At 69.2% G+C, this 22,586-nt stretch carries 24 protein-coding genes; 9 read left to right on the plus strand and 15 right to left on the minus strand.

Annotated features, from left to right (window positions below):
- Positions 1–169: 169 nt before the first annotated feature.
- The gene (locus BLQ77_RS08625; RefSeq protein WP_089957934.1) at positions 170–1,408 is read left to right on the plus strand and encodes an MFS transporter; all 1,239 of its coding nucleotides are present in this window, start codon (positions 170–172) and stop codon (positions 1,406–1,408) included.
- A gap of 72 nt (positions 1,409–1,480) precedes the next feature.
- Here the strand turns inward: BLQ77_RS08625 and BLQ77_RS08630 are convergent, their stop codons facing one another.
- From BLQ77_RS08630 to BLQ77_RS08650, 5 genes are read right to left on the minus strand one after another with little or no spacing between them, the layout of a single operon-like run.
- Positions 1,481–2,392 (minus strand): ornithine cyclodeaminase family protein, encoded by a 912-nt coding sequence (locus tag BLQ77_RS08630; RefSeq protein ID WP_089957936.1) that lies wholly within the window; start codon positions 2,390–2,392, stop codon positions 1,481–1,483.
- On the minus strand, positions 2,389–3,009 hold the full coding sequence (locus BLQ77_RS08635; RefSeq protein WP_089957939.1) for an HAD family hydrolase: 621 nt from the start codon (positions 3,007–3,009) through the stop codon (positions 2,389–2,391). Before BLQ77_RS08635 ends, BLQ77_RS08630 begins: the two co-directional genes overlap by 4 nt.
- 3 nt (positions 3,010–3,012) lie before the next feature.
- On the minus strand, positions 3,013–3,465 hold the full coding sequence (locus BLQ77_RS08640) for a YaiI/YqxD family protein (RefSeq protein WP_089957940.1): 453 nt from the start codon (positions 3,463–3,465) through the stop codon (positions 3,013–3,015).
- On the minus strand, positions 3,462–4,388 hold the full coding sequence (locus BLQ77_RS08645; RefSeq protein WP_008886810.1) for an AEC family transporter: 927 nt from the start codon (positions 4,386–4,388) through the stop codon (positions 3,462–3,464). Before BLQ77_RS08645 ends, BLQ77_RS08640 begins: the two co-directional genes overlap by 4 nt.
- A 51-nt stretch (positions 4,389–4,439) precedes the next feature.
- Positions 4,440–4,619 carry a zinc-finger domain-containing protein gene (locus tag BLQ77_RS08650; RefSeq protein ID WP_008886695.1) on the minus strand — a complete coding sequence of 60 codons (180 nt, stop codon included), beginning with the start codon at positions 4,617–4,619 and terminating at the stop codon, positions 4,440–4,442.
- A 75-nt stretch (positions 4,620–4,694) separates the two neighbouring features.
- Here BLQ77_RS08650 and BLQ77_RS08655 point away from each other — a divergent pair, with 75 nt between their 5' ends.
- A complete protein-coding gene (locus BLQ77_RS08655) occupies positions 4,695–5,621 on the plus strand; it encodes an ABC transporter ATP-binding protein (RefSeq protein WP_089957943.1) in 927 nt (308 codons plus the stop codon).
- A gap of 265 nt (positions 5,622–5,886) precedes the next feature.
- Here BLQ77_RS08655 and BLQ77_RS08660 read toward each other — a convergent pair whose 3' ends face one another.
- Positions 5,887–6,255: a histidine triad nucleotide-binding protein gene (locus BLQ77_RS08660; protein ID WP_089957946.1), complete on the minus strand. Its 369-nt coding sequence runs from the start codon at positions 6,253–6,255 to the stop codon at positions 5,887–5,889.
- A gap of 8 nt (positions 6,256–6,263) precedes the next feature.
- On the minus strand, positions 6,264–7,841 hold the full coding sequence (locus BLQ77_RS08665) for a DUF5928 domain-containing protein (protein ID WP_089957949.1): 1,578 nt from the start codon (positions 7,839–7,841) through the stop codon (positions 6,264–6,266).
- A 142-nt stretch (positions 7,842–7,983) separates the two neighbouring features.
- Between BLQ77_RS08665 and BLQ77_RS08670 the strand changes: the two genes are divergently transcribed.
- Positions 7,984–8,802, plus strand: coding sequence for a sulfotransferase family protein (locus BLQ77_RS08670; RefSeq protein WP_089957954.1), 819 nt, complete (start codon positions 7,984–7,986; stop codon positions 8,800–8,802).
- A 9-nt stretch (positions 8,803–8,811) separates the two neighbouring features.
- Here BLQ77_RS08670 and BLQ77_RS08675 read toward each other — a convergent pair whose 3' ends face one another.
- Positions 8,812–9,423, minus strand: coding sequence for a TetR/AcrR family transcriptional regulator (locus BLQ77_RS08675; protein WP_089957956.1), 612 nt, complete (start codon positions 9,421–9,423; stop codon positions 8,812–8,814).
- A 78-nt stretch (positions 9,424–9,501) separates the two neighbouring features.
- On the opposite strand from BLQ77_RS08675, the gene BLQ77_RS08680 reads away from it, so the two are divergent.
- Complete coding sequence (locus BLQ77_RS08680) at positions 9,502–10,254, plus strand: SDR family oxidoreductase (protein WP_165617061.1); 753 nt, start codon at positions 9,502–9,504, stop codon at positions 10,252–10,254.
- A gap of 3 nt (positions 10,255–10,257) precedes the next feature.
- On the opposite strand, the gene BLQ77_RS08685 is transcribed toward BLQ77_RS08680, so the two are convergent.
- Positions 10,258–10,854: a DUF1285 domain-containing protein gene (locus tag BLQ77_RS08685; protein WP_089957962.1), complete on the minus strand. Its 597-nt coding sequence runs from the start codon at positions 10,852–10,854 to the stop codon at positions 10,258–10,260.
- Between the two features lie 68 nt (positions 10,855–10,922).
- Here BLQ77_RS08685 and BLQ77_RS08690 point away from each other — a divergent pair, with 68 nt between their 5' ends.
- The 4 genes from BLQ77_RS08690 to BLQ77_RS08705 are packed head-to-tail and all read left to right on the plus strand — an operon-like array spanning position 10,923 to position 17,618.
- Positions 10,923–11,924, plus strand: coding sequence for an AAA family ATPase (locus tag BLQ77_RS08690; protein WP_008887035.1), 1,002 nt, complete (start codon positions 10,923–10,925; stop codon positions 11,922–11,924).
- Positions 11,921–12,799 carry a DUF58 domain-containing protein gene (locus BLQ77_RS08695; RefSeq protein ID WP_008887226.1) on the plus strand — a complete coding sequence of 293 codons (879 nt, stop codon included), beginning with the start codon at positions 11,921–11,923 and terminating at the stop codon, positions 12,797–12,799. The genes BLQ77_RS08690 and BLQ77_RS08695 overlap by 4 nt, the downstream gene beginning before the upstream one ends.
- Entirely contained in the window at positions 12,796–15,582 is a 2,787-nt protein-coding gene (locus BLQ77_RS08700; protein WP_089957965.1) for a DUF4159 domain-containing protein, read from the plus strand. The genes BLQ77_RS08695 and BLQ77_RS08700 overlap by 4 nt, the downstream gene beginning before the upstream one ends.
- Positions 15,579–17,618: a glutamine amidotransferase gene (locus BLQ77_RS08705; protein ID WP_089957968.1), complete on the plus strand. Its 2,040-nt coding sequence runs from the start codon at positions 15,579–15,581 to the stop codon at positions 17,616–17,618. Before BLQ77_RS08700 ends, BLQ77_RS08705 begins: the two co-directional genes overlap by 4 nt.
- Here the strand turns inward: BLQ77_RS08705 and BLQ77_RS08710 are convergent.
- The 4 genes from BLQ77_RS08710 to BLQ77_RS08725 all read right to left on the minus strand — a co-directional run bounded on the left by BLQ77_RS08710 (position 17,615) and on the right by BLQ77_RS08725 (position 20,701).
- Entirely contained in the window at positions 17,615–17,968 is a 354-nt protein-coding gene (locus BLQ77_RS08710) for a hypothetical protein (RefSeq protein WP_089957971.1), read from the minus strand. The two genes, BLQ77_RS08705 and BLQ77_RS08710, sit on opposite strands and share 4 nt — an antisense overlap.
- A gap of 56 nt (positions 17,969–18,024) precedes the next feature.
- Complete coding sequence (locus BLQ77_RS08715) at positions 18,025–18,876, minus strand: C40 family peptidase (RefSeq protein ID WP_089957973.1); 852 nt, start codon at positions 18,874–18,876, stop codon at positions 18,025–18,027.
- Positions 18,873–20,255 carry a leucyl aminopeptidase family protein gene (locus tag BLQ77_RS08720; RefSeq protein ID WP_089957976.1) on the minus strand — a complete coding sequence of 461 codons (1,383 nt, stop codon included), beginning with the start codon at positions 20,253–20,255 and terminating at the stop codon, positions 18,873–18,875. The genes BLQ77_RS08715 and BLQ77_RS08720 overlap by 4 nt, the downstream gene beginning before the upstream one ends.
- A gap of 80 nt (positions 20,256–20,335) precedes the next feature.
- Complete coding sequence (locus tag BLQ77_RS08725) at positions 20,336–20,701, minus strand: hypothetical protein (protein WP_089957979.1); 366 nt, start codon at positions 20,699–20,701, stop codon at positions 20,336–20,338.
- A 166-nt stretch (positions 20,702–20,867) separates the two neighbouring features.
- Between BLQ77_RS08725 and BLQ77_RS08730 the strand changes: the two genes are divergently transcribed.
- Positions 20,868–21,515 (plus strand): carbonic anhydrase, encoded by a 648-nt coding sequence (locus BLQ77_RS08730; protein ID WP_089957981.1) that lies wholly within the window; start codon positions 20,868–20,870, stop codon positions 21,513–21,515.
- Between the two features lie 21 nt (positions 21,516–21,536).
- Here the strand turns inward: BLQ77_RS08730 and BLQ77_RS08735 are convergent, their stop codons facing one another.
- Together BLQ77_RS08735 and BLQ77_RS28715 are read right to left on the minus strand one after the other, a co-directional pair.
- Entirely contained in the window at positions 21,537–21,869 is a 333-nt protein-coding gene (locus BLQ77_RS08735; protein WP_089957984.1) for a hypothetical protein, read from the minus strand.
- 324 nt (positions 21,870–22,193) lie between these two features.
- Positions 22,194–22,352: a hypothetical protein gene (locus tag BLQ77_RS28715; protein WP_008886977.1), complete on the minus strand. Its 159-nt coding sequence runs from the start codon at positions 22,350–22,352 to the stop codon at positions 22,194–22,196.
- Positions 22,353–22,586: the final 234 nt, after the last annotated feature.

Here is a 22,586-nt window from a genome sequence, read left to right on the forward strand (position 1 = left end):
AGACGCCGCGCTGTCGGTCCCCTCAAGCGCTTGCGGGGCCTCTCGAAAGCACCGCGACGGCGCCGGACGCGGGCGTCGAGCCATCAGCGGAAGTGATTGTATCGGTAACATTATTGCGATTGACCCCTGCGGATCGGCGGGTATGGGTTTTTGTAAAGGAGCTTTGCCCATGCAGTCCACGCCGCGTCTGTTCACGCCCGTTCTGATCGTCGGATGCCTCATCATCCTCGTGTCCTTCGCCGTCCGTGCGAGCTTCGGCGTGTTCCAGATCCCGATCGCCGAGGAGTTCGGCTGGCCGCGGGCGGAGTTCTCGCTCGCCATCGCCATCCAGAACCTTTTCTGGGGCATCGGGCAGCCGATCTTCGGCGCGGTGGCCGAGCGCATCGGCGACCGCAAGGCGATCATCGTCGGCGCGATCGTCTACGCGGTTGGGCTGGTGCTGTCGGCCGGCGCGAACTCGCCGCTGGCGATGCAGAGCTACGAGGTGCTGGTGGGCTTCGGCATTGCGGGCACCGGCTTCGGGGTGATCCTTGCCGTGGTGGGCCGCGCCTCGTCGGACGAGAACCGCTCGATGTCGCTTGCCATCACCACCGCCGCCGGCAGCGCCGGGCAGGTGGTCGGCGCGCCGCTGGCGGAATACATGCTGGGCCTCTACACTTGGCAGACGGTCTTCATGATCTTCGCCGCACTGGTGCTGGCGATCCTCGCGCTGCTGCCGATGATGCGTGCGCCCGTGGCGCCGAAGTCCGAGCTCGAGGAGAGCATGGGCGCGATCCTCAAGCGCGCGGGGAGCGACCCGTCCTTCGCGATGATCTTCATCGGCTTCTTCTCCTGCGGCTACCAGCTGGCCTTCATCACCGCCCACTTCCCGGCCTTCGTCGAAGAGCTCTGCGGCCCGATCCAGCCCGGCGGGATGCTGCATTCCATCGGCATCACCACGACCTCGGCGCTCGGCGCATGGGCCATCGCGGTGATCGGGGTGTGCAACATCGGGGGCACGCTGATCGCAGGCTGGGCGGGCAAGCGCTGGCAGCGCAAGTACCTGCTGGCGCTGATCTACACCGGCAGGACCATCGCCTCGGCGGCCTTCATCATGCTGCCGATTACGCCGCTTTCGGTGATCGTGTTCTCGGCGGTGATGGGCTCGCTCTGGCTCGCCACGGTGCCGCTGACCTCGGGGCTCGTCGCGCATCTCTACGGGCTCCGCTACATGGGTACGCTCTACGGCATCGTCTTCTTCTCGCACCAGCTCGGCGGCTTTCTGGGCGTCTGGCTCGGCGGGCGGATGTACGACGCCTACGGCGACTACACGCTGGTGTGGTGGATCGGCGTGGGTGTGGGCGCGCTGTCGGCGATCATCCATCTGCCGGTGAAGGAAAGCCGCGCACCGGTGCCCGTCACCGCCTGAGCCGCGAAACGCGCCCGGCCTTCAGGTCGGGCGGCGCGCCATGCGGGAGGTCAGCAGGTCAGAAGGGTGGGCTCAGCGCCCGGTCCAGCAGGCGTGGATGTAGCGGCTGGTCATCAGGTCGAGATGCGCACCGCCGCCGTTCTTGAAGAGCGTGATCTCGTCGTCGCTGCCGCGCGTCATCGTCTCGGGCATGTAATAGTCCGCCAGCACGTCCTTGCGCGCGATGGCACCGGTCTCAAGCGGGATCTTCAGTTCGCCGATATGGCCGAGCGTGGTGTCGTAGCTGTCGACGAAGACCCGCGCCCGCTGCAGCGCGGTGTCGTCGGCTTCGCGCATGTCGGGACGGTAGGCGCCGATCAGGTCGAGGTGCTGGCCCGGCTTCAACCACTCACCGCGGATCACCGGGCTGGTGGACATGGTGGCACAGGTCACGATGTCGGCCTTCGCCACCGCCTGCTCGAGATCCGCCGCGACCTCGATCCCCAGTTCCTCTGCCATGGCCTCGGCCTTGGCGATGGTGCGGTTCCAGACCGAGAACCGGGCACCGGGGAACCCGGCGCTGTAGGCCTCGTAAAGCGAATGGCCGACGTGGCCGGCGCCGACGATGAGGATCTCGCGGCTGTCGGGGCGCGCCAGCGTCAGCGCCCCCAGCAGGCTGTCGCCCGCAGTCTTCCACTTGGTGACGAGGTGGAAATCCACCACCGCCTCGAGCAGCCCGTGCGCGTCGTCGTAGAGCGACACGCCGCCGTTCACCATGCCGACGCCCTGCGCGGGGTTACCGGGAAAGATCGTCGCGGATTTCACCGCCAGCCCCAGCCCGTCGATCCACGCGGCGCGGTTCAGCAGCGTGTCGTCGCGCCGGTAGAGGAAGTTGTCCGCGATCTCGGCCTTGGGCAGCCTGTGGCCGTCCCGGAAGGCGCGGGTGAGCCCCAGCCAGTCCATCTTTGCCTCGGCCTCGAAGGGGATGAATGCGGGCGTGGTCATGCGAGATCGTCTTTCTTCAGCAGGCCGTGCGAGACGAGGCACTCTGCCCAGCCCTCGGGCCCTTCGAACAGGTGGGTCTGCCAGCCGCGCGCGGCGGCGGTGGCGATGTTGTCGGCGCGGTCGTCGGCAAAGAGCAGCGCCCCGGGGGCGAGGCCGCAATCGGCTTCGACCATGGCGTAGATCTCGGGGGAGGGCTTCACCGCCCTCATCGCGCCTGAGATATAGCGCCGGTCGAACTCGGCCAGGAACGGATAGCGCGCCTCGGCCAGCGCCAGGGTGCCCTCGCCGATGTTGCTCAGCGCAAAGACCTGCACACCGGCGGCGCGCAGAGCCCGCAGGGCGCGGACCGAGCCGGGGATCTCGGGTGAGGCCAGCTCGACCCAGCGGTCGTGCCAGTGGCGGATGGGCTCGGCCCAGTCCGGGTGGGCGTCGGCGGTGCCGTAGACCACCTCGCGGAAATCCTCGCCCGCGTCGATGCGCTCGTTCATGCCGTGCAGGTCGATGGCGTGGAACATCGCGCGGCGGCGGTCCTCGCCCAGAAGCGCGTCGTAGTAGATCTCGGGCTGCCACCGGATCAGCACGTTGCCGATGTCGAAGACCACCGCCTCGATGCCCATGACCTACCCCTTCACCTGCCGCATTTCCCGCTCGAGCGCGTCGAGGAAACGGGAGCGGTCGGCCTTTGTAAACCCCTTGCCGCTCCCGCCCTGGTTCAGCGGGTTGGCGGCGCGCAGGTCTGCCATGAGGTCGCGCATGGCAAGCTGCTGGCCGATGTTCTCGGGCGTGAAGCGCTCGCCGTTGTGGCGCAGCACGCGGGCGCCCGCCGCGACGCATTTCGCCGCGAGGGGAATGTCGCCGGTCACCACCACGTCGCCGGGTCCGGCGCGGTCGGCGATCCACATGTCGGCCACGTCCGGGCCCTCGGGCACGATCACCGTCTCGACCAGCGGATTGGCCGAGGGGCGCAGCCCGCCGTTTGACACCACGAACAACCTGACGCCGTGGCGGGTGGCGACCCGCTCGGCCTCGGCCTTCACCGGGCAGGCATCGGCATCGATGTAGAGCGCCGTCATGAGGTCACCATCGCAATTACAAGGCTGACTGTCACGATGCTCGCGGCGGTCGAGAGCAGGATCGCGGCCGAGACCCGCTGCGGCGCGATGCCGTAGTGCTGCGCCAGCATGAAGACGTTGCCCGCCACCGGCAGCGCCGCGGTCGAGACCGCGACCGTGGCCTGGAACGGCGTGGTCGGGAAGAACAGGTAGACGCCGGCGGCCACGAAGAGCGGGTGCAGCACCAGCTTGGCAAAGCTGAGCCAGCCCGAGACCGCCAGCCGCTCGGCGGATTTCGACGCCAGCGAGGCGCCGATGGCAAAGAGCGCGCAGGGCGTGGCGGCGTTGCCGAGGATGCTCAGGAACTCCTCCGCCGGGCCGGGCAGGGGCAGCTTCAGCGCCGAGACCAGCAGGCCCAGCGAGATCGAGACGATCATCGGGTTCTTCACCAGCCCGATGGCCACCTGCCGGAAAATCCGGAACGAGATCCGCCCCTCGCGCGCGGCGGTCACGAGGATCACCAGCAGCGAGGCGAAAACGATGAGATCGATGGTCAGCATCAGGATGATCGGCGCCACCGCGGCCTGCCCCAGCAGCAGGGTCAGCATGGGCACGCCGAGAAAGCCCGTGTTGCCGATGCAGGCGGTCTGCGCCTCGATGGCGGCGGTCTGCATGTCCTGCCGGCGCAGGAAGGCCACGCCGGTGACCAGCACGTAGACCGCCATGGTGCCCCAGAGATAGGCCGAGGCGAGGCGGGCGTCGAAGATCTGCGAGATGGACAGCGTCGCGGCGAAGCGGAAGAGCATCGCCGAGAGCGCGAAGTAGAAGACGAACTTGGTCAGCGCCGCCGTGGCCTCTTCCGAGAAGAACCGGGTCCGTCCGGCACCGTACCCCAGCCCGATGAGAGCAAAGAACGGAAGGGTCTTCAGGAAGATGGCGAGCATGTCACCCTGTCAGCTGGTTGCCCGGGCGAACGGCCCTGCGGAGCGATGGGCTCAGGCCTTGCCTTCGAAATCGCGGTGCACGAAGCGGGCGTCGCAATAGGGGCATTCCACGACACCGGTCTCCAGCGGGATCGAGAGCCAGACCCGCGGGTGGCCCAGCGCGCCTTCGCCGCCGTCGCAGGCGATGCGGTGGCTGTCGACGATCCTGGTCTCCGGGGCTTCCGTGGTCATGGCTGCGGTTTCCTTTTGGTGACACCTGCACTACCTGCGTTATGAGCGAAGAAAAAGACAGGAGCAAGGCTCGGCATGACTGGTGACGCGATCCGGATCGAGGGGCTGCGCAAGACCTATGCAGGCGGCAAGGAAGCCCTCAAGGGCATCGATCTGGCGATCCCCACGGGGTCGATCTTCGGCCTGCTCGGTCCCAACGGCGCTGGCAAGTCGACGCTGATCAACATCCTCGCCGGCCTGGTGCTGAAGACCTCGGGTCACGTCACCATCTGGGGCTGGGACCAGGACCGCAACCCGCGCCAGTCGCGCGCGTCCATCGGGGTGATGCCGCAGGAGCTGAACCTCGATCCGTTCTTCAGCCCGCGCGACGCGCTCGAGGTGCAGGCCGGACTCTACGGCGTGCCGAAGAACCGCCGCCGCAGCGACGAGATCCTCGAGATGGTGGGGCTGACCGACAAGGCCGATGCCTATGCCCGCACCCTGTCGGGGGGCATGCGCCGCCGCCTGCTGCTGGGCAAGGCGCTGGTGCACCACCCGCACATCCTCGTGCTCGACGAACCCACCGCCGGCGTCGACATCGAATTGCGGCAGATGCTCTGGTCCAACGTCCGCAAGCTCAACCGCGAGCGCGGCATGACCATCATCCTGACCACACACTACCTCGAGGAAGCCGAGGAGATGTGCGACGAGATCGCCATCATCAACCAAGGCGCCGTGGTGGCACGCGACAGCACCCGCAACCTGCTGGGCCAGCTCGATGCCAAGACCATGGTGATCGAGCCGGTCTCGGCACCGGAGACGCTCCCGCAGGGGCCCGGCATCACCATCGAGCGCCGCGACGGCGGGCTCATCGCGCTCAGCTACCACGCCTCGCAGACCACGGCCGAGGATGTGCTGGAACTGGTGCGCGGCGCCGGAATCCGGATCCGCGACGTTCGGACGGAACAGGCGGACCTCGAGGATGTCTTCCTCGAACTCACCCGAAGCCGTCCCGCCGCCTGAGACCTCGCAAGGGGGCGCTGCCCCCTCTGGGCCTGCGGCCCATTCACCCCCGGAGTTTAGCGGGCAAGATGAAGCAGCAGGGCCGCGCCCGGTCTTCATCTTGCCGGATAAACTCCCGCCGGAGGCAGGCCGTCCCTGCATCACCGGCGCGGATCCCGTTCAGTGCGTCACCAATCCAACGGGTTCCGAGCCGACGCCCCGGAGGGCGGCGGCGAGACGGGATGTGCGGCCGGAAGGCCGCACCGTCAGGTCAAGGCGCAGAGGTTCAGGCCGGGGTCAGCATCCGGCCGAGGTTGCGGCCGCCGAGGATGTGCACGTGCAGGTGCGGCACCTCCTGGACGCCGTTGTGCCCGGCGTTCGAGATCATCCGGAAGCCCTCGGCCTCGACGCCCTTCATCTCGCAGACCTTGGCGATGGCGCGGGTGTAGTCAAGGATCTCCTCGTCCGAGGCGTTGGCGGCGAAATCGTCGTAGTTGACGTATTTCCCGCGCGGGATCACCAGCACGTGGATCGGCGCCTGCGGGCGGATGTCGTTGAAGGCGAGGCTGTGCTCGGTCTCGAACACGGTGTCGTTGGGGATCTCTCCCCGCAGGATCTTCGCGAAGATGTTCTCGTCATCGTAGCTGTAGGCCATGGTCTTCCTCAATCGGCGAACAAGTTGTCGGTTCTGGCCAGCTCCAGCGCCGTGTCCTCGGTCACCCCGAGGAAGGCGGCGATGGGCCGGGCGTTCTGGGCCGGGTTGTCGATCTCGCGCATCAGCAGGTGGTTCTCGAACTGCGCGTCCCGGATCCGGTCGCTTTCGTGCACCATGTCGTTGCGGATCGCCGGCAGCAAGCAGTTCAGCGTCTCGCGCGGCGTGTGGTCGCCCGCCAGCCCCACCCGCATGGCATGGCCGGTGAGATATGCGTCCGAGTACCGGCACTCGATCTCGAGCAGCCGCGACACCGAGCGGTCGCGGCAGAAATCCTCGAGCAGGTCGAGGTTCGACGGGTCGAGACAGACGACCAGCCGCTCGCTTTCGTAGTAGTCGAAGAGCATCCGCATCAGCGCCCGGCGGTGACGGTGGCGCTTGGCGACCGTGGACTGGATGCCGCCGAGATCGGGCAGGGCGCAGCTCTCGTCGTTGAAGAGGTACTCGATGCAGGGGATGTCGGTCACCTGCCGCATCCGCTGCACCAGCCGCCGCGCCACCTGCCACTTCCTGCACACCACGATCAGCAGTTCGCGATCGCGGCCGAGCGAGCTTTCCGTCTCCCAGAAGCGCGGCGCGAAGCGGCGGCCGATGCGGCCCTTCTCGGTCAGGAAGCGGTAGAGCGAGCGGCCCTCGTCGGAGATCCGGAACCGCGCCCCGTCCGAGGCGTAGAGCACCCCCAGCCGGCGCTTCAGCTCGCGCGCCTCGGGGCTGATCTTGCGGGCGAAGAGGAAGTCCTGGCTCAGCAGCAGGTCGTAGTGGTCGTTGTGGAACACCACCGGCATGCCGTAGTCGGTGAACATCAGGAAGGTGAGGGTGCGGCTTTCGATCTCCTGCGCGGGGACGAGGTGGCGGACGAGGGTCTGGAAGAAGGTCTCGTCCGGGATCCACGTGCCGCGGAAGAAGCGCATCACGTCCCGGCGCTGGCGGCAGAAGTCGAGGATCCACGCGACGGTGCGCCGGCGCAGGCACCACCATTGCGAGCCGATCATCACCTCGATGTCGCGCGGGATCTCGCGGGTGAGCCCCAGCCGCTTCTGCAGCTCGAACATGGCGTAGAAGCGTTTCTTCTGGGTGCGCTCGTTGAACCAGTGGCGGTAGACCAGCCGTTCTTCCTTCCAGCCGGTCTTGATCCAGTCGGATTTGAAGTAGTCGAAGCTCTCGATGTAATCGACCTCGCGCCGGTCGAGCAGGCCATGGGCGTATCGCGCCGACTTGATCGCCATGCAGTCGCCCGAGAGCATGTAGAAATGCGTGGCGCGGGGGAAGGCGTCGGTGGCGGCCCCGAGCGCGTTCAGCGTCGCCTGAACGAGGCTCCACGCCCCCCAGCCGCATTTCACCCGGCGCTTCGGGAAGGTCACGTTGGGATTGTCGGCCAGCGCCGCGCGGATCCGGTCGTAGTCGGCTTTCGGCGCACGCGCGTCGAAATGGATCGACATGTAGTCGCCCACGGCGGTCAGGCTCTGCGCCTGCTTGATGATGGCGTCAGGGTCCTTATGACACAGCAGGATGAAGGCAATCTTCGCCATTCAGGAAACGGTCTGCCCCGATTTTGCCTGTTTGATTATGTTGATAGAGGTGAACGGGCGTTGAAGAAACCGGGTTGTTCTGCTTTTTTCAGGGGTCAGCGCCCGGGGCAGAGCCAGCGGGCGGACCGGAGGCAGAGGGCGTATGGGGTTTCCTGGGACCTGGATGACCGAGAGCGAAAGCATGGTGTATCGGGTCGTCCCGAAATGCGCCTGCTCGACCATCGGCCAGATCATGTACTACTCGGATCACGGGGTGTTCTTCGACGGCGATATCCACGACGCCGGAACCGGCCTGCACAAATGGGCGCGCGAGGACAGCCAGGGGCCGATCCGGGCCAACGTGAAGACCCGCAGCGCCTATGCCTTCACCTGCGTGCGCAACCCCTACACGAGGATCCTGTCCAGCTTCTTCGACAAGATATGCGGCATTCAGCGCAACGGGCAGCGCTACCGGGGCAACCTCGTGCCGCTGCTGATCCAGAAATACGGCATCGAGGTGGGGGGCGACGATGGCAAGGGCGATTTCGACCAGATCCGCAGCTTCCGCAGCTTCCTGCTCTTCGTGCGCGACACCATCCGCTGGCGTCGCCCGATGGAGCCCGACATCCACTGGTCGGCGATCTCGGGCCATGTCTCGACCTTCATCGTGAACGGCGGGCGCTACGACCGGATCTTCTGGACCGAGAGGTTCGAGGAAGGCATGCAGGGTGTGCTCGACCGGGTCGAGACGCGGCACAGCGTCGACCTCGCGTCGATCCCGCGCTTCAACGAGTCCGAGGGCCACGGGCCGAAGCGCGCGCATCCGGTCGAGGACTATTTCGACGACCTGTCGATGCATCTGGTCTACGAGATCTACAAGCGCGACTTCGAGCTCTTCCGCTACGATTTCGAGAACCCGGCGAACAAGATGCCCACGGGCGAGATCGACCTCGACGAGGTGCACGCCAAGCTCGGCGACTGATGCCCCGCGTCAGTCGCGGTGGGCGAGCCCGAGATAGCCGAGGATCGCCGGCAGCAGCCGGCGCTCGATCTGCGCGAGGTCGGTCTCGCCTGCGAACAGCGCCGCGTGCACCATGCCGCGGCTCATGGCGGTGAGATCGCGGGCCACGACCTCGGGCGCCGGCAGCGCGTGCTCGGCCAGCAGCCCGATCAGCCCCGCGTGGACCTTGTCGGTGATCGCCGCGACCTCGTCGTCGAGTGGCAAGTCCTCCTCGATGCGCTCGAGTTCCCGCGACAGTTCCGGCGCGCGGGCGTGGTGGCGGATTGAGGCAGAGAGGATGATCTGCGCCGCCTCGCGCAGGCTCCTGCCCCGTGCCGCGACCAGCGCCCCGGTCAGGTCGTCGAGAAGCTGCGCCTTGATCCGGCGCACCAGCTCGGCCGCGATCGCCTCCTTGCCGGGGAAATACTGGTAGAGCGTGCCGACGCTCACCCCCGCGCGCTCGGCCACCGCGTTGGTGTTGAGTCCGGCCATCCCCTCGCGTTCAAGAATCTGAGCCGCGGCCGTCAGCACCGCCTCGTAGGACGCGCGCGAGCGGCTCTGGCGCGGTGTTTTCCTTGGGGAAAGCGGGGCGGCGTGGGACATCGGCGGAATGCGAGTATGAAAGCTGAGCCTTTGCTCACATTCTTGACCGAAAGAGCCTGCGGGACAAGGAGATTGACGATGGATCGCTACTGGAACGGACGCAAGGTGCTGCTGACCGGCGCGACCCGCGGCATCGGGCGCGAGATGGCGCGGCAGCTGACCGCGATGGGGGCAGAGGTGCTGGCGGTGGCGCGCAACCCTGCCGCGCTCGACGAGCTGCTGCGGCGGGGCGATTGCGTGGACGTGCTCGAGGCCGACCTCGCCGACGCCGAGATCCCGCGCGGCGTGGTCAACTGGGTGCGCGATGCCCACCCTGATTGCTCGGTGGTGATCAACAACGCCGCAGTGATGCGCTACCCGGTGCTGACCGACGGGACGCAGCACGGCGAGGGCGTGGCCGAGGAGGTGCAGGTCAACCTCGTGGCGCCGACGCTGATCGCGGTGGGGCTGCTGCCGGTGCTGGGCGCGCAGGCGGGCGCCCGGGTCGTCAACGTGACCTCGGGGCTCGCGGTGGCGCCCCAGGCCGATGCGCCGGTCTATTGCGCCACCAAGGCCGCGATGCGCAGCTTCACCCGGTCGCTGCGCTACCAGGTTGAGGACGCGGGGCTTGGCGTCGGCCTGTCCGAGGCGCTGCTGCCGGTGGTGGACACCACGCTGTCGCGCGGTGCGCCGCAGCGCAAGATGTCGCCTGCGGATGCGGCGACCGCCATCCTCGAGGGCGTGGCGCGGGGCAGGCGCGAGATCTGGATCGGCAAGGCGCGGCTCCTGCGCCGCCTGATGTGGCTGTCGCCGGCACTTGGCCACGGCATCATGCGGCGCATGCAGGCCTGACGGTCAGTCCGCGTCGGGCAGCGCGTCGGATTCGATCACCGGGAAGAACTGCCCCGAGGACCAGACGCCGAACCAGCTTTGCCCGTCCTGCTGGTGGTGCTCGCCGAGGTCCACCAGCCGGTAGAAGCTCTTGCGGTCGATCAGCGCCTCGAGGTTGCGGCGGATCAGCACGTAGGGCGCGGGCTCGCCGGTTTCGGGGTCGCGGGTGACCCGGATCGGGTGGTCGGCGCCAGCCGCCGCCTCGTCGCCCACGTGGGTGCGGAAGGTCAGCACCTGCGCTTCGCCATCGCCCGTTACCTCGAAATCGGTGGCGAGGAAGGGCGCGTCGTCGACCTGGATGCCGACCTTCTCGACCGGCGTCACGAGGAAGTATTCGTCGCCGTCGCGCCGCAGGATCGACGAAAACAGCTTCACCAGTTCGAACCGCCCGATCGGCGAGCCGAGGTAGAACCACGTGCCGTCGCGGGCGATCCGCATGTCGATATCGCCGCAGAACGGCGGGTTCCACTTCTCCACCGGCGGCAATCCACGCGATTTTATGGCGCGCGCTGAGGCAGCGAGGCCGTCTGCAGAGGGTGTAACGGAATTTTGTGTGTTCATTGGTTTTGTCATTCGCGAGCCCCGAGATAGACTTGAATCGTAAACAAGTGATTGCAAGGAGTCAGCCCATGGCCGAAGACCTGGTTGCCGAGATCGAGGCCCTCGAAGAGCGGCTGGCCGAAGCGAAGCGCGCGATCAACAGCCGCTTCATCGGGCAGGAGCGGGTGGTCGAGCTGACTCTCTCCGCGCTGCTGTGCGGCGGCCACGCGCTGCTGATCGGCCTTCCCGGGCTGGGCAAGACCCGGCTGGTCGAGACCCTGTCGACGGTGATGGGGCTGAACGGCAACCGCATCCAGTTCACCCCCGACCTGATGCCCGCCGACATCCTCGGTTCCGAGGTGCTCGAGACCGGCACAGACGGCAGCCGGGCGTTCAAGTTCATCCATGGTCCCATCTTCTGCCAGCTCCTCATGGCCGACGAGATCAACCGCGCCTCGCCCCGGACCCAGTCGGCGCTGCTGCAGGCGATGCAGGAAAAGGCGGTGACGGTTGCCGGCGAAACGCGCCAGCTCGAGCTTCCGTTCCACGTGCTCGCCACCCAGAACCCCATCGAACAGGAGGGCACCTACCCGCTGCCCGAGGCCCAGCTCGACCGCTTCCTCGTCCAGATCGACGTGGCCTATCCCGACCGCAAGACCGAGAAGGACATCCTGATCGCCACCACCGGCACTGAAGAGGCCCAGGCCCATCAGGTCTTCGATCCCGCGACGCTGATGGCGGCCCAGACCCTGCTGCGGCGGATGCCGGTGGGCGACGCGGTGGTCGAGATGATTCTCGACCTCGTGCGCGCCTTCCGCCCCTCCGAGCCCACCGCGCCCGAACGCGTGCGCGAGACCGTGGCCTGGGGGCCCGGCCCGCGTGCCGCGCAGGCGCTGATGATGACGGTGCGCGCCCGTGCGCTGCTTGAGGGCCGGCTGGCGCCGTCGCCCGCGGACGTCATCAACATGGCCCGCCCGGTGCTGGTGCACCGCATGGCGCTGACCTTCTCGGCACGCGCGCGGGGCGAGGACCTCGGTGCGCTTATCGACGATGTCGCCGCCGGGCTGTCGTCCTCCGAGGCCGCCGCTTGAGCGACCGCATCACCCTTCTTCGCCGCGATGCGCAGGAGGAGGCGTCCCGCTTCCCCGCGCTGCTGGCCCGCGCCGAGCATCTCGCGGGCACGGTGCTTCTGGGCGACCACGGACGCCGCCGCTCGGGCGTGGGCGACGACTTCTGGCAGTATCGCCCGCTGCGCGCCGGTGACAGCGTGCGCAGCATCGACTGGCGGCGCTCGGCCCGCGGTGACGACCAGTACGTGCGCGAGCGCGAGTGGCAGATCGCGCAGAGCGTGCTGCTCTGGGTCGATACCGGCGCCTCGATGCGGTTTTCCTCGGGCAAGGACCTGCCGTCCAAGGGCGACCGTGCCCGGCTCGTCGCGCTTGCCGCGGCGGTGCTGCTGATCCGGGGCGGCGAGCGGGTGGGCTTCACCGGCTGGTCGCTGCCGCCGCGGGGCGGCGACGTCCAGATCCTGCGGCTGGCCGAGGCGCTCGCCACCGACGGGGCCGAGGATTACTCCGAGCCAGAGGCGCGCGGCATGATCCCGCACGCGCGGGCGGTGTTCGTCTCGGATTTCCTCGGCAATCTCGACCCGGTCGAGGCGGCACTGACCAAGGCCGCCGACCGTGGCGTGCGCGGCGTGCTGGTGCAGGTCCTGGACCCGACGGAAGAGACTTTCCCCTTCAAGGGGCGTACCATCTTCGAAAGCGTCGGCGGCAGCGTCAGCCACGAGACTCTCAAGGCGGGCGACCTGCGCACCCGCTACCTTGAGCGGCTGGCAGAGCGCAAGGCGCGGCTGGCCCATTTGTCCCGGTTAACGGGTTGGCAATATCTGTGTCACCACACCAGTGACAGCGCGCAGAACGCGCTGCTCTGGCTCTACCGCGCGATGGATGGAGGCCACGGATGACGATTCTCGGGCCGCTCGGCTTTACCGCGCCCTGGTTGCTGCTGGGGCTGCTGGCGCTTCCGATCCTCTGGGTGATCCTGCGCGCCGTGCCGCCGGCTCCGATCCGGCGCATGTTCCCCGGGGTGGTGCTGCTGCTCGGCCTCAAGGACGAGGAGCAGGTGACCGACCGCACGCCGTGGTGGCTGCTGCTGATGCGGATGCTCGCCGTTGCCGCGGTGATCATCGGCCTCGCCGGACCAGTGCTGAACCCGCAGGACGACAGTGGCGAGCAGGCCGGAGCGGGCCCGCTGCTGGTGGTGATGGATGCCAGCTGGTCGAGCGCGTCCGACTGGACCGCCCGGCTCGAGGCGCTGGACGCGCTGCTCACCCGGGCCGAGCGCGAGGCCCGGCCGGTGGCGCTGATGCGGCTCACCAATCCCGAGGCGCCGCAGTTCCAGGCGGCAGGCGTGCTGCGCAGCCGCCTGACCGGCATCCTGCCCGAGCCGTGGCAGCCCGACGATGCCCGCGTTACCCGCGCGCTCGAACTGCTGCCGGACCAGGATTTCGACACCTACTGGATGTCCGACGGGCTCGCCCGCGACAGCCGCAAGCCGCTGCTGGAGTCGCTCGAGGGGCACGGGCGGGTCACCGTCTTCGAAAGCCCGCGCGCCCATTACGCGCTGACCCCGCCGCGCTTCGAGGACGGCCACGTGCTGCTCACCCTGCGCCGCCTGCGCCCCGGCCCCGAGACCGAGGTCTCGCTCGCCGGGCACGGGCTCGACCCGGCAGGCAACCCCGCCGTGCTGCTGCGCAACCCGGTGATCTTCGAGCAATCCGCCACCGAGGCCGAGCTCGAGCTCAACCTGCCCGCCGAGCTGCGGGCGCGGATCACCCGCTTCGAGATCGAGGGCGCACGCAGCGCCGGCGCCGTGTCGCTGCCCGATGACAGCCTGCGCCGCCGCGAGGTCGCGCTGATCGCGGGTAACGAGAACCGCGAGGGGCTCGAGCTGCTGTCGCCGCTGCACTTCCTGAACAAGGCGCTGGTGCCCACCGCCGACCTGCTCGACGGCACGCTGGAAGAGGTGCTGCCCGCCAATCCCGACGTGATCGTGCTGGCCGACGTGGCGACCCTGTCGCCGGGCGAGCAGTCCGGGATCACCGAGTGGCTCGAGAACGGCGGCACGCTGCTGCGCTTCGCCGGGCCGCGCCTTGCCGCCAGTGACGTGAGCCGCAGCGAAGAGGACCCGCTGATGCCGGTGCGTCTGCGCGCCGGCGGGCGCTCGGTCGGCGGTGCCATGAGCTGGGGCGAGCCCAAGTCGCTTGCCGCCTTCGCCGAGGACAGCCCCTTCTACGGGCTCGAGATCCCCGAGGACGTGACGATCAGCAGCCAGGTCATGGCGCAGCCCGACCCGACGCTGGCGTCGCGGGTGATCGCGCAGCTGACCGACGGCACGCCGCTGGTGACCCGCAAGAGCGTTGGGCAGGGGCAGGTGGTGCTTTTCCACGTGACCGCCAACGCCGAATGGTCGTCGCTGCCGCTGTCGGGCCTCTTCGTGCGCATGCTCGAGCGGCTGGCGGTGTCCTCGATGCCGGCCTCGCCCGATGCCGCCGATCTCGTCGGCACGGTCTGGCAGCCGCTGCGCGTGCTCGACGCCTTCGGGCGCATCGCCGACGCGGGCAACCTTCCGGGCGTCGCGGGCGAGGCGCTGCTGGATGCCCCGCTCGGCCCCGAGCTGCAGCCCGGCCTCTATCAGGGTGAGGACCGGAGCCTCGCGCGCAACGTGGTGACGGCCGACACCGTCCTGCAACCGGCCGTCTGGCCCGAGCGGATCTCGGTCGAGGGGCTGTCACGGGCGCAGGAAACGCCGCTTGCCGGCTGGCTTCTGGCCACCGCCATCGCGCTTCTGCTGGCCGACGTCATCGCCTCGCTGGGGCTCTCGGGACGGCTGGGCGGCGGGCGTGCCGGATCGGCCGCCGCCGCCATCCTCGCCGCCGCGCTGATGCTGCCGGGCATGGCCCGCGCGCAGGACGACCCGCCCACGGGCGATGACGCAGCTGCGATCCTCGCCGCCTCCGAGGTGACGCTCGCGCATGTGCTGACCGGCGACCGGCAGCTCGACGACATGGCGCAGGCGGGCCTGCGCGGCCTGTCCGAAATCCTGTTCTTCCGCACCTCGGTGGAACCGGCCGAGCCCATGGGCGTCGACCTCGAGCGCGACGAGCTGGCCTTTTTCCCGATGCTCTACTGGCCGGTGACACCGAGCCAGCCGGCGCCCTCGGAAGCCGCCTACGTCAAGCTCAACGAGTACCTGCGCTCGGGCGGCATGATCCTCTTCGACACCCGCGACGCGGACGTGGCGGGCTTCGGCGCCGCCTCGCCCGAGGGCCGCAAGCTGCAACAGCTTGCCGCGCCGCTCGACATCCCGCCGCTGGAGCAGGTGCCGCAGGACCACGTGCTCACCCGCACCTTCTACCTGCTGCAGGATTTTCCCGGTCGCTACACCAGCCGAGACGTCTGGGTCGAGGCCGCGCCGCCGGATGCCGAACTGATCGAGGGCATGCCCTTCCGCAACCTCAATGACAACGTCACCCCGGTGGTGATCGGCGGCAACGACTGGGCAGCGGCCTGGGCCATGGATGAGCGCGGCAACCCGCTGGTGCGCATCGGCTCGGGCTTCTCGGGCGAGCGCCAGCGCGAGATCGCCTACCGCTTCGGGGTCAACCTCGTGATGCATGTGCTCACCGGCAACTACAAGTCGGACCAGGTGCACGTGCCCGCGCTACTCGACAGGCTTGGCCAATGACCGGACAGATCGTCTTCGACCCGCTGCTGCCCTGGCCTGCGATCTGGGCGCTGGGCGCCGTCGCGCTGGCGGGCGCCGCGCTGGCGCTCTGGCGCGGGCTGCGCGGCTGGCCGCTGCGCTTCTTCGCGGGCTTCGTGCTGGTGGCGGCGCTGACCCAGCCCTCATTCCAGGAAGAAGACCGCGCCTCGCTCACCGACATCGTGCTGATGGTGGTGGACAAGAGCGCCTCGCAGCGCCTCGCCGACCGGCTTCAGGTCACCGAGGATGCCGCCGACACGCTTCAGGCCCGCATCGAGGCCCGGCCCAACACCGAGATCCGCCGGATCGAGGTCGGCGACGGCGAGGGCGACACCGGCACCCAACTGATGACCGCGCTCTCGACCGCCATGGCCGAAGAGCCGCGCGGCCGCATCGCCGGGGTCTTCCTCGTGTCCGACGGACGCCTGCACGATCTGGAGCGCGCGCCGGGGCTGCCCGCGCCGATGCACCTGCTGATGACCGGCCGCGAAGAGGACTGGGACCGTCGCCTCATCGTGCGCAACGCCCCGGCCTTCGCCATCCTCGGAGAACCGGTGACGCTGACGCTGCGGGTGCAGGACGACGGCGCGGCACCGGGGGCGCTGCAGACGACGCTCGACATCGAGGTCGACGGCGGCGATCCCCAGACCTTCACCGTGCCGGTGGGAGAGGACGTGGAACTGCCGATCGAGCTGCCGCACGGCGGGCTCAACGTCATCCGCTTCTCGACCCCCGAGGGCGCGGGCGAGCTCACCGACCGCAACAATGCCGCGCTGGTGCAGATCAACGGCGTGCGCGACCGGCTGCGCGTGCTGCTGGTCTCGGGCGAGCCCCATGCCGGCGGGCGCACGTGGCGCAACCTGCTGAAATCCGACAGCTCTGTCGACCTCGTGCATTTCACCATCCTGCGCCCGCCCGAGAAGCAGGACGGCGTGCCGGTGACCGAGCTTTCGCTCATCGCCTTCCCGACGCGCGAGCTGTTCCTCGAGAAGATCGAGGATTTCGACCTCATCATCTTCGACCGCTACAAGCGCCGGGGCATCCTGCCGGCGATCTACCTCGACAATGTGCGCAACTACGTCGAGCAGGGCGGCGCGGTGCTGGTGGCCGCGGGGCCGGACTTCGCCAGCGCGGATTCGATCTACCGCTCTCCGCTGGCCGAGATCATGCCCGCCGAGCCCACCGCGCGGGTCATCGACGAGGGTTACCGCCCGCATGTCACCGAGCTGGGCCAGCGCCACCCGGTGACCGCCGGCATGACCAGCGAGGACAGCTGGGGCCGCTGGCTGCGCCAGATCGAGGTCGAGCCGATTTCGGGCGACGTGGTGATGTCCGGCGTCGACGACAAGCCGCTGCTGATCCTCGACCGGGTCGGCGAGGGGCGCGTGGCGCTGCTGGCCTCGGACCAGGCTTGGCTGTGGTCGCGCGGCTTCGAGGGCGGCGGCCCGCAGCTCGACCTGCTGCGGCGGCTGGCGCACTGGATGATGAAGGAGCCCGAGCTCGAGGAAGAGGCGCTCTGGGCCGAGGCCACCGGCCAGTCGATGCGCATCATCCGCCGCACGCTGGAAGAGGGCGTGGGCCCGGTGACGGTGACACGCCCCGACGGCGAGACCGAAGAGGTCACGCTGGAAGAGGTCTCGCCCGGGCGTTTCGAGGCGATCTACGAGGGCCCGGAAATCGGGCTCTACCGGCTGGCGGAAGGCGAGCAGGAGGCGGTGATCGGCCTCGGCCCCGCCGCCCCGCGCGAGTTCGAGCAGACCATCGCCAGCGGCGAGGCGCTCGAACCGGTGATCGACAGCATGCGCGGCGGTGTCCTGCGGCTCGAGGAGGGCGTGCCCAGCATCCGCTCGGTGAGCGCAGGACGTCCCGCCGCCGGGCGCGGCTGGATCGGCATCACCCCGCGCGAGGCGTTCGAGACCATGGACGTGCGCCAGATCCCGCTGCTTCCGGCCTGGCTGACGCTGCTCCTGGCGACCGGTCTGATCATCGGAGCGTGGCTGCGTGAAGGGCGTCGCTAACGGCGTTCGAGGGGCACCAGCCCGGTGCCCCAGCCATCGACGAGGCAGCGCGCCCGCACGAAGAGTGGCACGCCCTCGGGCAGCGCGACCCCGGAGAGCGCGCGGGTAAAGGGCTGCTCCTGCTCGTGTGGGTGGACCAGCACGCGGGTGCCGAGCACGGTACCGTCGCCGGTCTCGATCCGCCAACCGTCCGCGTAGTGCTCCCACCCGGTGTCGGGGTGGCGCAGCGTGACCGAAACCCGCCAGCCGTCGCCCTGACGATCCGCAACGGCCGAGAGGATCTCGGGCGGGTCGGCCTGTGCGGCACCGGCGAGCGCCGTCGCCAGCAGGAGGGCAAGGGGGCGTGTCATGGGCGGAGTCTACACGGGCGGCGCCGGCCTGCGAAGCACCGGACGGGCGGCGGGCCTCAGCGGCGCGCGTGCCGGGTGACGGGGCCGCCGTCCTGCGCCTCGATCCGGGCGATGGCCTCGGTCAGGCCCTCGTAGGCGACCGCCATGTGATGCGCGTTGGCGTGCAGGATCGTCGCGGGGTCCGCCACCAGCGCCACGTGCCCCTTCCAGAACAGCAGGTCGCCGCGCTCCGGCGCGTTGTCCGGCGCCAGCGTTTCCCCGAAGCGTGCCTCTTGCAGGTCGCTGTCGCCGGGGCAGGGGATGCCGCAGGCGAGGAACCCGGCCTGCGCCAGCCCGGAACAGTCGATGCCCATGGCCGAGTTGCCGCCCCAGACATAGGGCGTCCCGATGAGCCGCGCCGCGACCTCGACCGGATCGGCTTCGGGCGTCCCAAGCGGGCGCAGATGCGTCGCGGGCAGGAACAGGCGCTGCCCGCCCGGCGCCGCGATCTCGAGCCAGCGCTCGGCGCCGGCGGTGACGCGGACGCGTGCGCCGAGCGACAGGGCCAGCGTCTCGCCCTCGCGCTTGAAGTCGGGCTGGGTGAGCGCCTGGCTCAGCCGTACCGCGACCACGTGCGTCGCGTCTCCGTCAGGGGCGCCCAGAGCGTCGCTCGCCACGTAGCCGACGTAGCCGTCGCGCGCGGCATAGCCGAAGGCGGTGCCGTCCACGTCCTCGAGCACGTGGAAAACCTCGCCGAACAGCATCTGCCGGTCGCGGGCGCCACCGGGGGCGCGGCGGATGTCGGCGGTCTCCCGCGTCACCACGCGGGCTGTGCCCTCGGCGAACCGCTCCGCCTCGACCGCGCCGCTGAGCGAGCTGTGGGCGACCCGCCCGTTGCTGCGGAGCAGCCTGCGGTCGGTCTCGGTCACAGCTCGAACACCTGAGACAGCGCGCCGAGGATCGCCCGCGGGCCCTGTCCGACGCCGCCTTTCGGGCGGGCGGGCGCAGGGGCGGGGTTCCAGGCGTAGATGTCGAAATGCACGTAGCGCGGGCTTTCGGTCACGAAGCGGCGCAGGAACAGCGCCGCGGTGATCGAGCCCGCCATGCCGCCCGCGGGAGCGTTGTCGAGATCGGCGATGCCGGGCTCGATCTTGGCCTCGTAGGGCTCCCAGAAGGGCATGCGCCAGAGCGGGTCGGCGGCGTCGGTGCCGGCCAGCGACAGCGCCGCAGCCAGCGGTTCGTCATCGGTGTAGAACGGCGCGAGGTCGGGGCCGACGGCGACCCGCGCGGCGCCGGTGAGCGTGGCCATCGAGACGATCAGCTCGGGCGTCTCCTCGTCGGCGAGCGCCAGCGCATCGGCCAGCACCAGCCGGCCCTCGGCGTCGGTGTTGTTGATCTCGACCGTCAGGCCCTTGCGCGAGGTCAGGATGTCCTGCGGGCGGAAGGCGTCGCCCGAGACGGCGTTCTCGACCGCCGGGATCAGCACGCGGAGCCGCATCTTCAGCCCCAGCGCCATGATCGCGCGGGCGAGGCCCAGCACGTTGGCCGCGCCGCCCATGTCCTTCTTCATCAGGCCCATCGAGCTGCCGGGCTTGATGTTGAGCCCCCCGGTGTCGAAGCAGACGCCCTTGCCGACCAGCGTGATCGCGGGCCCCTCGCTGCCCCAGCGCAGGTCGATGAGACGCGGCGCACGGGGGCTGGCGCGGCCGACCGCGTGGATCATCGGGAAGTTCTCTTTCAGAGCGGCGCCAGAGGTGACCTCTATGGCGGCGCCGAACTCGGTTGCAAGCGCACGGGCGGCCTCTTCGAGCTCTTGCGGGCCCATGTCGGAGGCGGGGGTGTTGACGAGGTCGCGGGTGAGCGCCTCGGCTTCGGCGAGGATCTCGATGCGCGCGGCGTCGACGCCCTCGGGCGCGATCAGCGCCGGCGCGGCTGCCTCGGACCCGGCGTAGCGGGTGAAGCGGTAGGTGGCGAGCAGCCAGCCGAGCGCCTCTTCCGCGGCGGCCTCGGGGGGCAGGCCCGAGGCGATGCGGTAGGTGCGCGCGCCGAGGCGGGGCGCAGCGGCGGCCAGCGCGAAGCGCGAGCGGCGGCGGGCCTTAAAGGTGCCGTAGCCCGCGAGCGCGGCGGAGGGCTTGCCGGCCTCGCCCGGCAGGATCAGCGCCTCGCCGATGGCGCCGGTGAAGCCGTTGGCCTCGACCCAGGCGCTGACGGTCTCGGGCTGCGTGGCGAGCCAGTCGGCCAGCGTGGCGCTGTCGACAAGATGCAGCGGCAGGGCATCGGCTTGGGGATCGGCGAAACGGAACGGCATGAAAGGGGCCTCTTGCTGCTGGACGGTCGGCTGGTCGGTCTGCCGGACCCTACCGCAGCCCGCGCTGCCTGCAAGTCCCGTCAGACCGGGATGTCCTGCAGGTCCCAGATCGCGTAGAGCGAGCGTTCCCCTACCCGCGCCATGCGCGCCAGCGTCGCTGCCAGCGCGACGGCGTCGCCGTCGTCGATGCAGGTCACCACGTCACCGGCGATGCGGCAGAGCCCGATCATGCCGATCTGTTCGGCGATCGCCGCCAGCGCCCGGGCGCAGGCGCGCATCTCGGCGAACTCGGATCTCTCGTAGAGCCTGTCCGCCTGTCCGAGCCGGTAGGCCAGCTCTTCCATGGCGCGGCAGACCGCGTTTTCCCCTTCGCGGGGGCCCAGACGGGCATACAGCCCCTCGAGGCGTTCCGGATCGAGCCCCACATCCTCGCGCGGGGCAAGCATTGCCACCTGTTCCACAGCTCTGTCGCAACCTCGCACACATCCCCACGGCACGGCTGAATAGACCTCCCAAGTTCCCAAAAGGTTAGACCGGGCGAGATTCTTTTCTCGAATTCCAGTCGAATCCCGCTTATCTGCTCTTGCGATATGACCTGAACAGGAGGACGCGATGCAGCACGCCAGACCGCTCCCGAATTATCTCGTACAGCGTTTCCAGGGCTGGAAGGCAACGAGCTATGCCGAGAACCACGCCTGGTTCCGCCGACTGGCGAGCGAGGGGCAGCATCCCCGCGCGATGATTATCTCGTGCTGCGACAGCCGCGTCCACGTCACCTCGATCTTCGGGGCCGACACCGGCGAGTTCTTCATCCACCGCAACATCGCCAACCTCGTGCCGCCCTACCAGCCGGACGGGCAGCAGCACGGCACCTCGGCCGCGTTGGAATACGCGGTGACGGCGCTCAAGGTCGCGCATGTGATCGTGATGGGCCACTCAAGCTGCGGCGGCGTGCAGGGCTGCCTCGACATGTGCTCGGGCAAGGCACCGGCGCTCGAGGAGAAGTCGAGCTTCGTGGGCCGCTGGATGGACATCCTGCGGCCGGGCTACGAGAAGGTGAAGGATCTCCCCGAGGAGGAGATCTCGAAGGCGCTCGAGCAGCAGGCCGTCCTGACCTCGCTCGAGAACCTGATGTCCTTCCCCTTCGTGCGCGCTGCGGTCGAAGCCGAGGACCTGACCCTGCACGGCCTCTGGCACGAGATCGGCAAGGGCGGGCTCGAGTGCTTCGACCCGAAGCTCGGCGGCTTCGTCGGGATCTGAGACTGCGCCTGAGCCCAGGGCTCAGGCGTCAAGCTCGGCCGTGCAGCCATCGCGATTGAGGCGGATGGCCGGCCGGCCGAGGCGCGCGGTGAGCGATGCCAGCGGCGCCCCCAGCATGTGCCCGGTGCCCAGCGCGGCGCCGGTCTCGGCGTCCACGATGACCATGCGGCCAAGCCTGAAGGTGATCTCGTAGCCCTTGCGGGCCAGCTCGCCCGCGAGGCTGCGCCAGTCGGGGGCGTTTTCCAGCACCGGCAGCAAGATCTGGCGCAGCAGCGCCGCGGTCTCGCAATCGGGCATTTCGGGAAGTGTGACGGGGCCGACCCAGCCGACCGCCGAGATAGGTGCGATTCGCATCGTTCTTCTCCTTGCCTGTACTGCCAGCATCCGCCTTCAGTTGGGCGCAATTTTGGCAACCAAAACGTTAAGCCCGCGAGTGCTGCATGCGTGCAACAGGCAACGCGCGGTGGGATCCGGGGGGGGGCTCCGGTGCCCCCTGCGGCACGCGCGGACGGTTCGCAACGTGCAGGCGCGGCTGCAGGGGGGCGGAGTGTGCGCCGGTGGTGCGGCGTCGCGGGCCAGGGAGAGAGCGAGAGAGAGAGGGCCGGGCGACGCGGCGGTGCAAGCGCCGGCGCCGTGCCGCCGTTCCGTGAGTGAATGGGCGGCCGGATGGAGGTGGTGTCAGAGGCCGAGGAAGCGCAGCACGCGGTCCAGGGTGCCGATCTCGGGACGCACGTGACGGTCGCAGAGCAGCAGATTGCGGGCGGTGAGCGCCTCGATGCGGCGGCCGCGGGCAAGGGCGAGGAAATCGGTCGAGGTGGTCATGGTGGCAGTGGTCATGGCGGGCTCCTGTATCTGTCCGGTGCCGTTCTGGCCATTGTGCGCTGGCTTCTGCCTGCGCCGTCGAGATCAATGTATCCCGTGGTGTGCCGTGGTGCCAGTTTTCCGAAGGGTAGCGCCCCTGTGGCAAAGGATGTGTCGCCGCCTATCCGGCCGAGTAGGTAGAATTTGCCGAAAATGAAAACGGGGCCCGTGGGCCCCGCTCGATTTGCGTCGAATTTGCAAGGCTGCGCG

The organism is Salipiger thiooxidans, assembly GCF_900102075.1.
GTDB classification, from domain to species: Bacteria; Pseudomonadota; Alphaproteobacteria; order Rhodobacterales; family Rhodobacteraceae; genus Salipiger; species Salipiger thiooxidans.

Bases quoted from the DNA above. Each gene is read 5' to 3' on its own strand.
- BLQ77_RS08625 (WP_089957934.1), top strand. From the start codon at position 170: ATGCAGTCCACGCCGCGTCTGTTCACGCCCGTTCTGATCGTCGGATGC.
- BLQ77_RS08630 (WP_089957936.1), bottom strand. From the start codon at position 2,392: ATGACCACGCCCGCATTCATCCCCTTCGAGGCCGAGGCAAAGATGGAC.
- BLQ77_RS08635 (WP_089957939.1), bottom strand. From the start codon at position 3,009: ATGGGCATCGAGGCGGTGGTCTTCGACATCGGCAACGTGCTGATCCGG.
- BLQ77_RS08640 (WP_089957940.1), bottom strand. From the start codon at position 3,465: ATGACGGCGCTCTACATCGATGCCGATGCCTGCCCGGTGAAGGCCGAG.
- BLQ77_RS08645 (WP_008886810.1), bottom strand. From the start codon at position 4,388: ATGCTCGCCATCTTCCTGAAGACCCTTCCGTTCTTTGCTCTCATCGGG.
- BLQ77_RS08650 (WP_008886695.1), bottom strand. From the start codon at position 4,619: ATGACCACGGAAGCCCCGGAGACCAGGATCGTCGACAGCCACCGCATC.
- BLQ77_RS08655 (WP_089957943.1), top strand. From the start codon at position 4,695: ATGACTGGTGACGCGATCCGGATCGAGGGGCTGCGCAAGACCTATGCA.
- BLQ77_RS08660 (WP_089957946.1), bottom strand. From the start codon at position 6,255: ATGGCCTACAGCTACGATGACGAGAACATCTTCGCGAAGATCCTGCGG.
- BLQ77_RS08665 (WP_089957949.1), bottom strand. From the start codon at position 7,841: ATGGCGAAGATTGCCTTCATCCTGCTGTGTCATAAGGACCCTGACGCC.
- BLQ77_RS08670 (WP_089957954.1), top strand. From the start codon at position 7,984: ATGGGGTTTCCTGGGACCTGGATGACCGAGAGCGAAAGCATGGTGTAT.
- BLQ77_RS08675 (WP_089957956.1), bottom strand. From the start codon at position 9,423: ATGTCCCACGCCGCCCCGCTTTCCCCAAGGAAAACACCGCGCCAGAGC.
- BLQ77_RS08680 (WP_165617061.1), top strand. From the start codon at position 9,502: ATGGATCGCTACTGGAACGGACGCAAGGTGCTGCTGACCGGCGCGACC.
- BLQ77_RS08685 (WP_089957962.1), bottom strand. From the start codon at position 10,854: ATGAACACACAAAATTCCGTTACACCCTCTGCAGACGGCCTCGCTGCC.
- BLQ77_RS08690 (WP_008887035.1), top strand. From the start codon at position 10,923: ATGGCCGAAGACCTGGTTGCCGAGATCGAGGCCCTCGAAGAGCGGCTG.
- BLQ77_RS08700 (WP_089957965.1), top strand. From the start codon at position 12,796: ATGACGATTCTCGGGCCGCTCGGCTTTACCGCGCCCTGGTTGCTGCTG.
- BLQ77_RS08705 (WP_089957968.1), top strand. From the start codon at position 15,579: ATGACCGGACAGATCGTCTTCGACCCGCTGCTGCCCTGGCCTGCGATC.
- BLQ77_RS08710 (WP_089957971.1), bottom strand. From the start codon at position 17,968: ATGACACGCCCCCTTGCCCTCCTGCTGGCGACGGCGCTCGCCGGTGCC.
- BLQ77_RS08720 (WP_089957976.1), bottom strand. From the start codon at position 20,255: ATGCCGTTCCGTTTCGCCGATCCCCAAGCCGATGCCCTGCCGCTGCAT.
- BLQ77_RS08725 (WP_089957979.1), bottom strand. From the start codon at position 20,701: ATGCTTGCCCCGCGCGAGGATGTGGGGCTCGATCCGGAACGCCTCGAG.
- BLQ77_RS08730 (WP_089957981.1), top strand. From the start codon at position 20,868: ATGCAGCACGCCAGACCGCTCCCGAATTATCTCGTACAGCGTTTCCAG.
- BLQ77_RS08735 (WP_089957984.1), bottom strand. From the start codon at position 21,869: ATGCGAATCGCACCTATCTCGGCGGTCGGCTGGGTCGGCCCCGTCACA.
- BLQ77_RS28715 (WP_008886977.1), bottom strand. From the start codon at position 22,352: ATGACCACTGCCACCATGACCACCTCGACCGATTTCCTCGCCCTTGCC.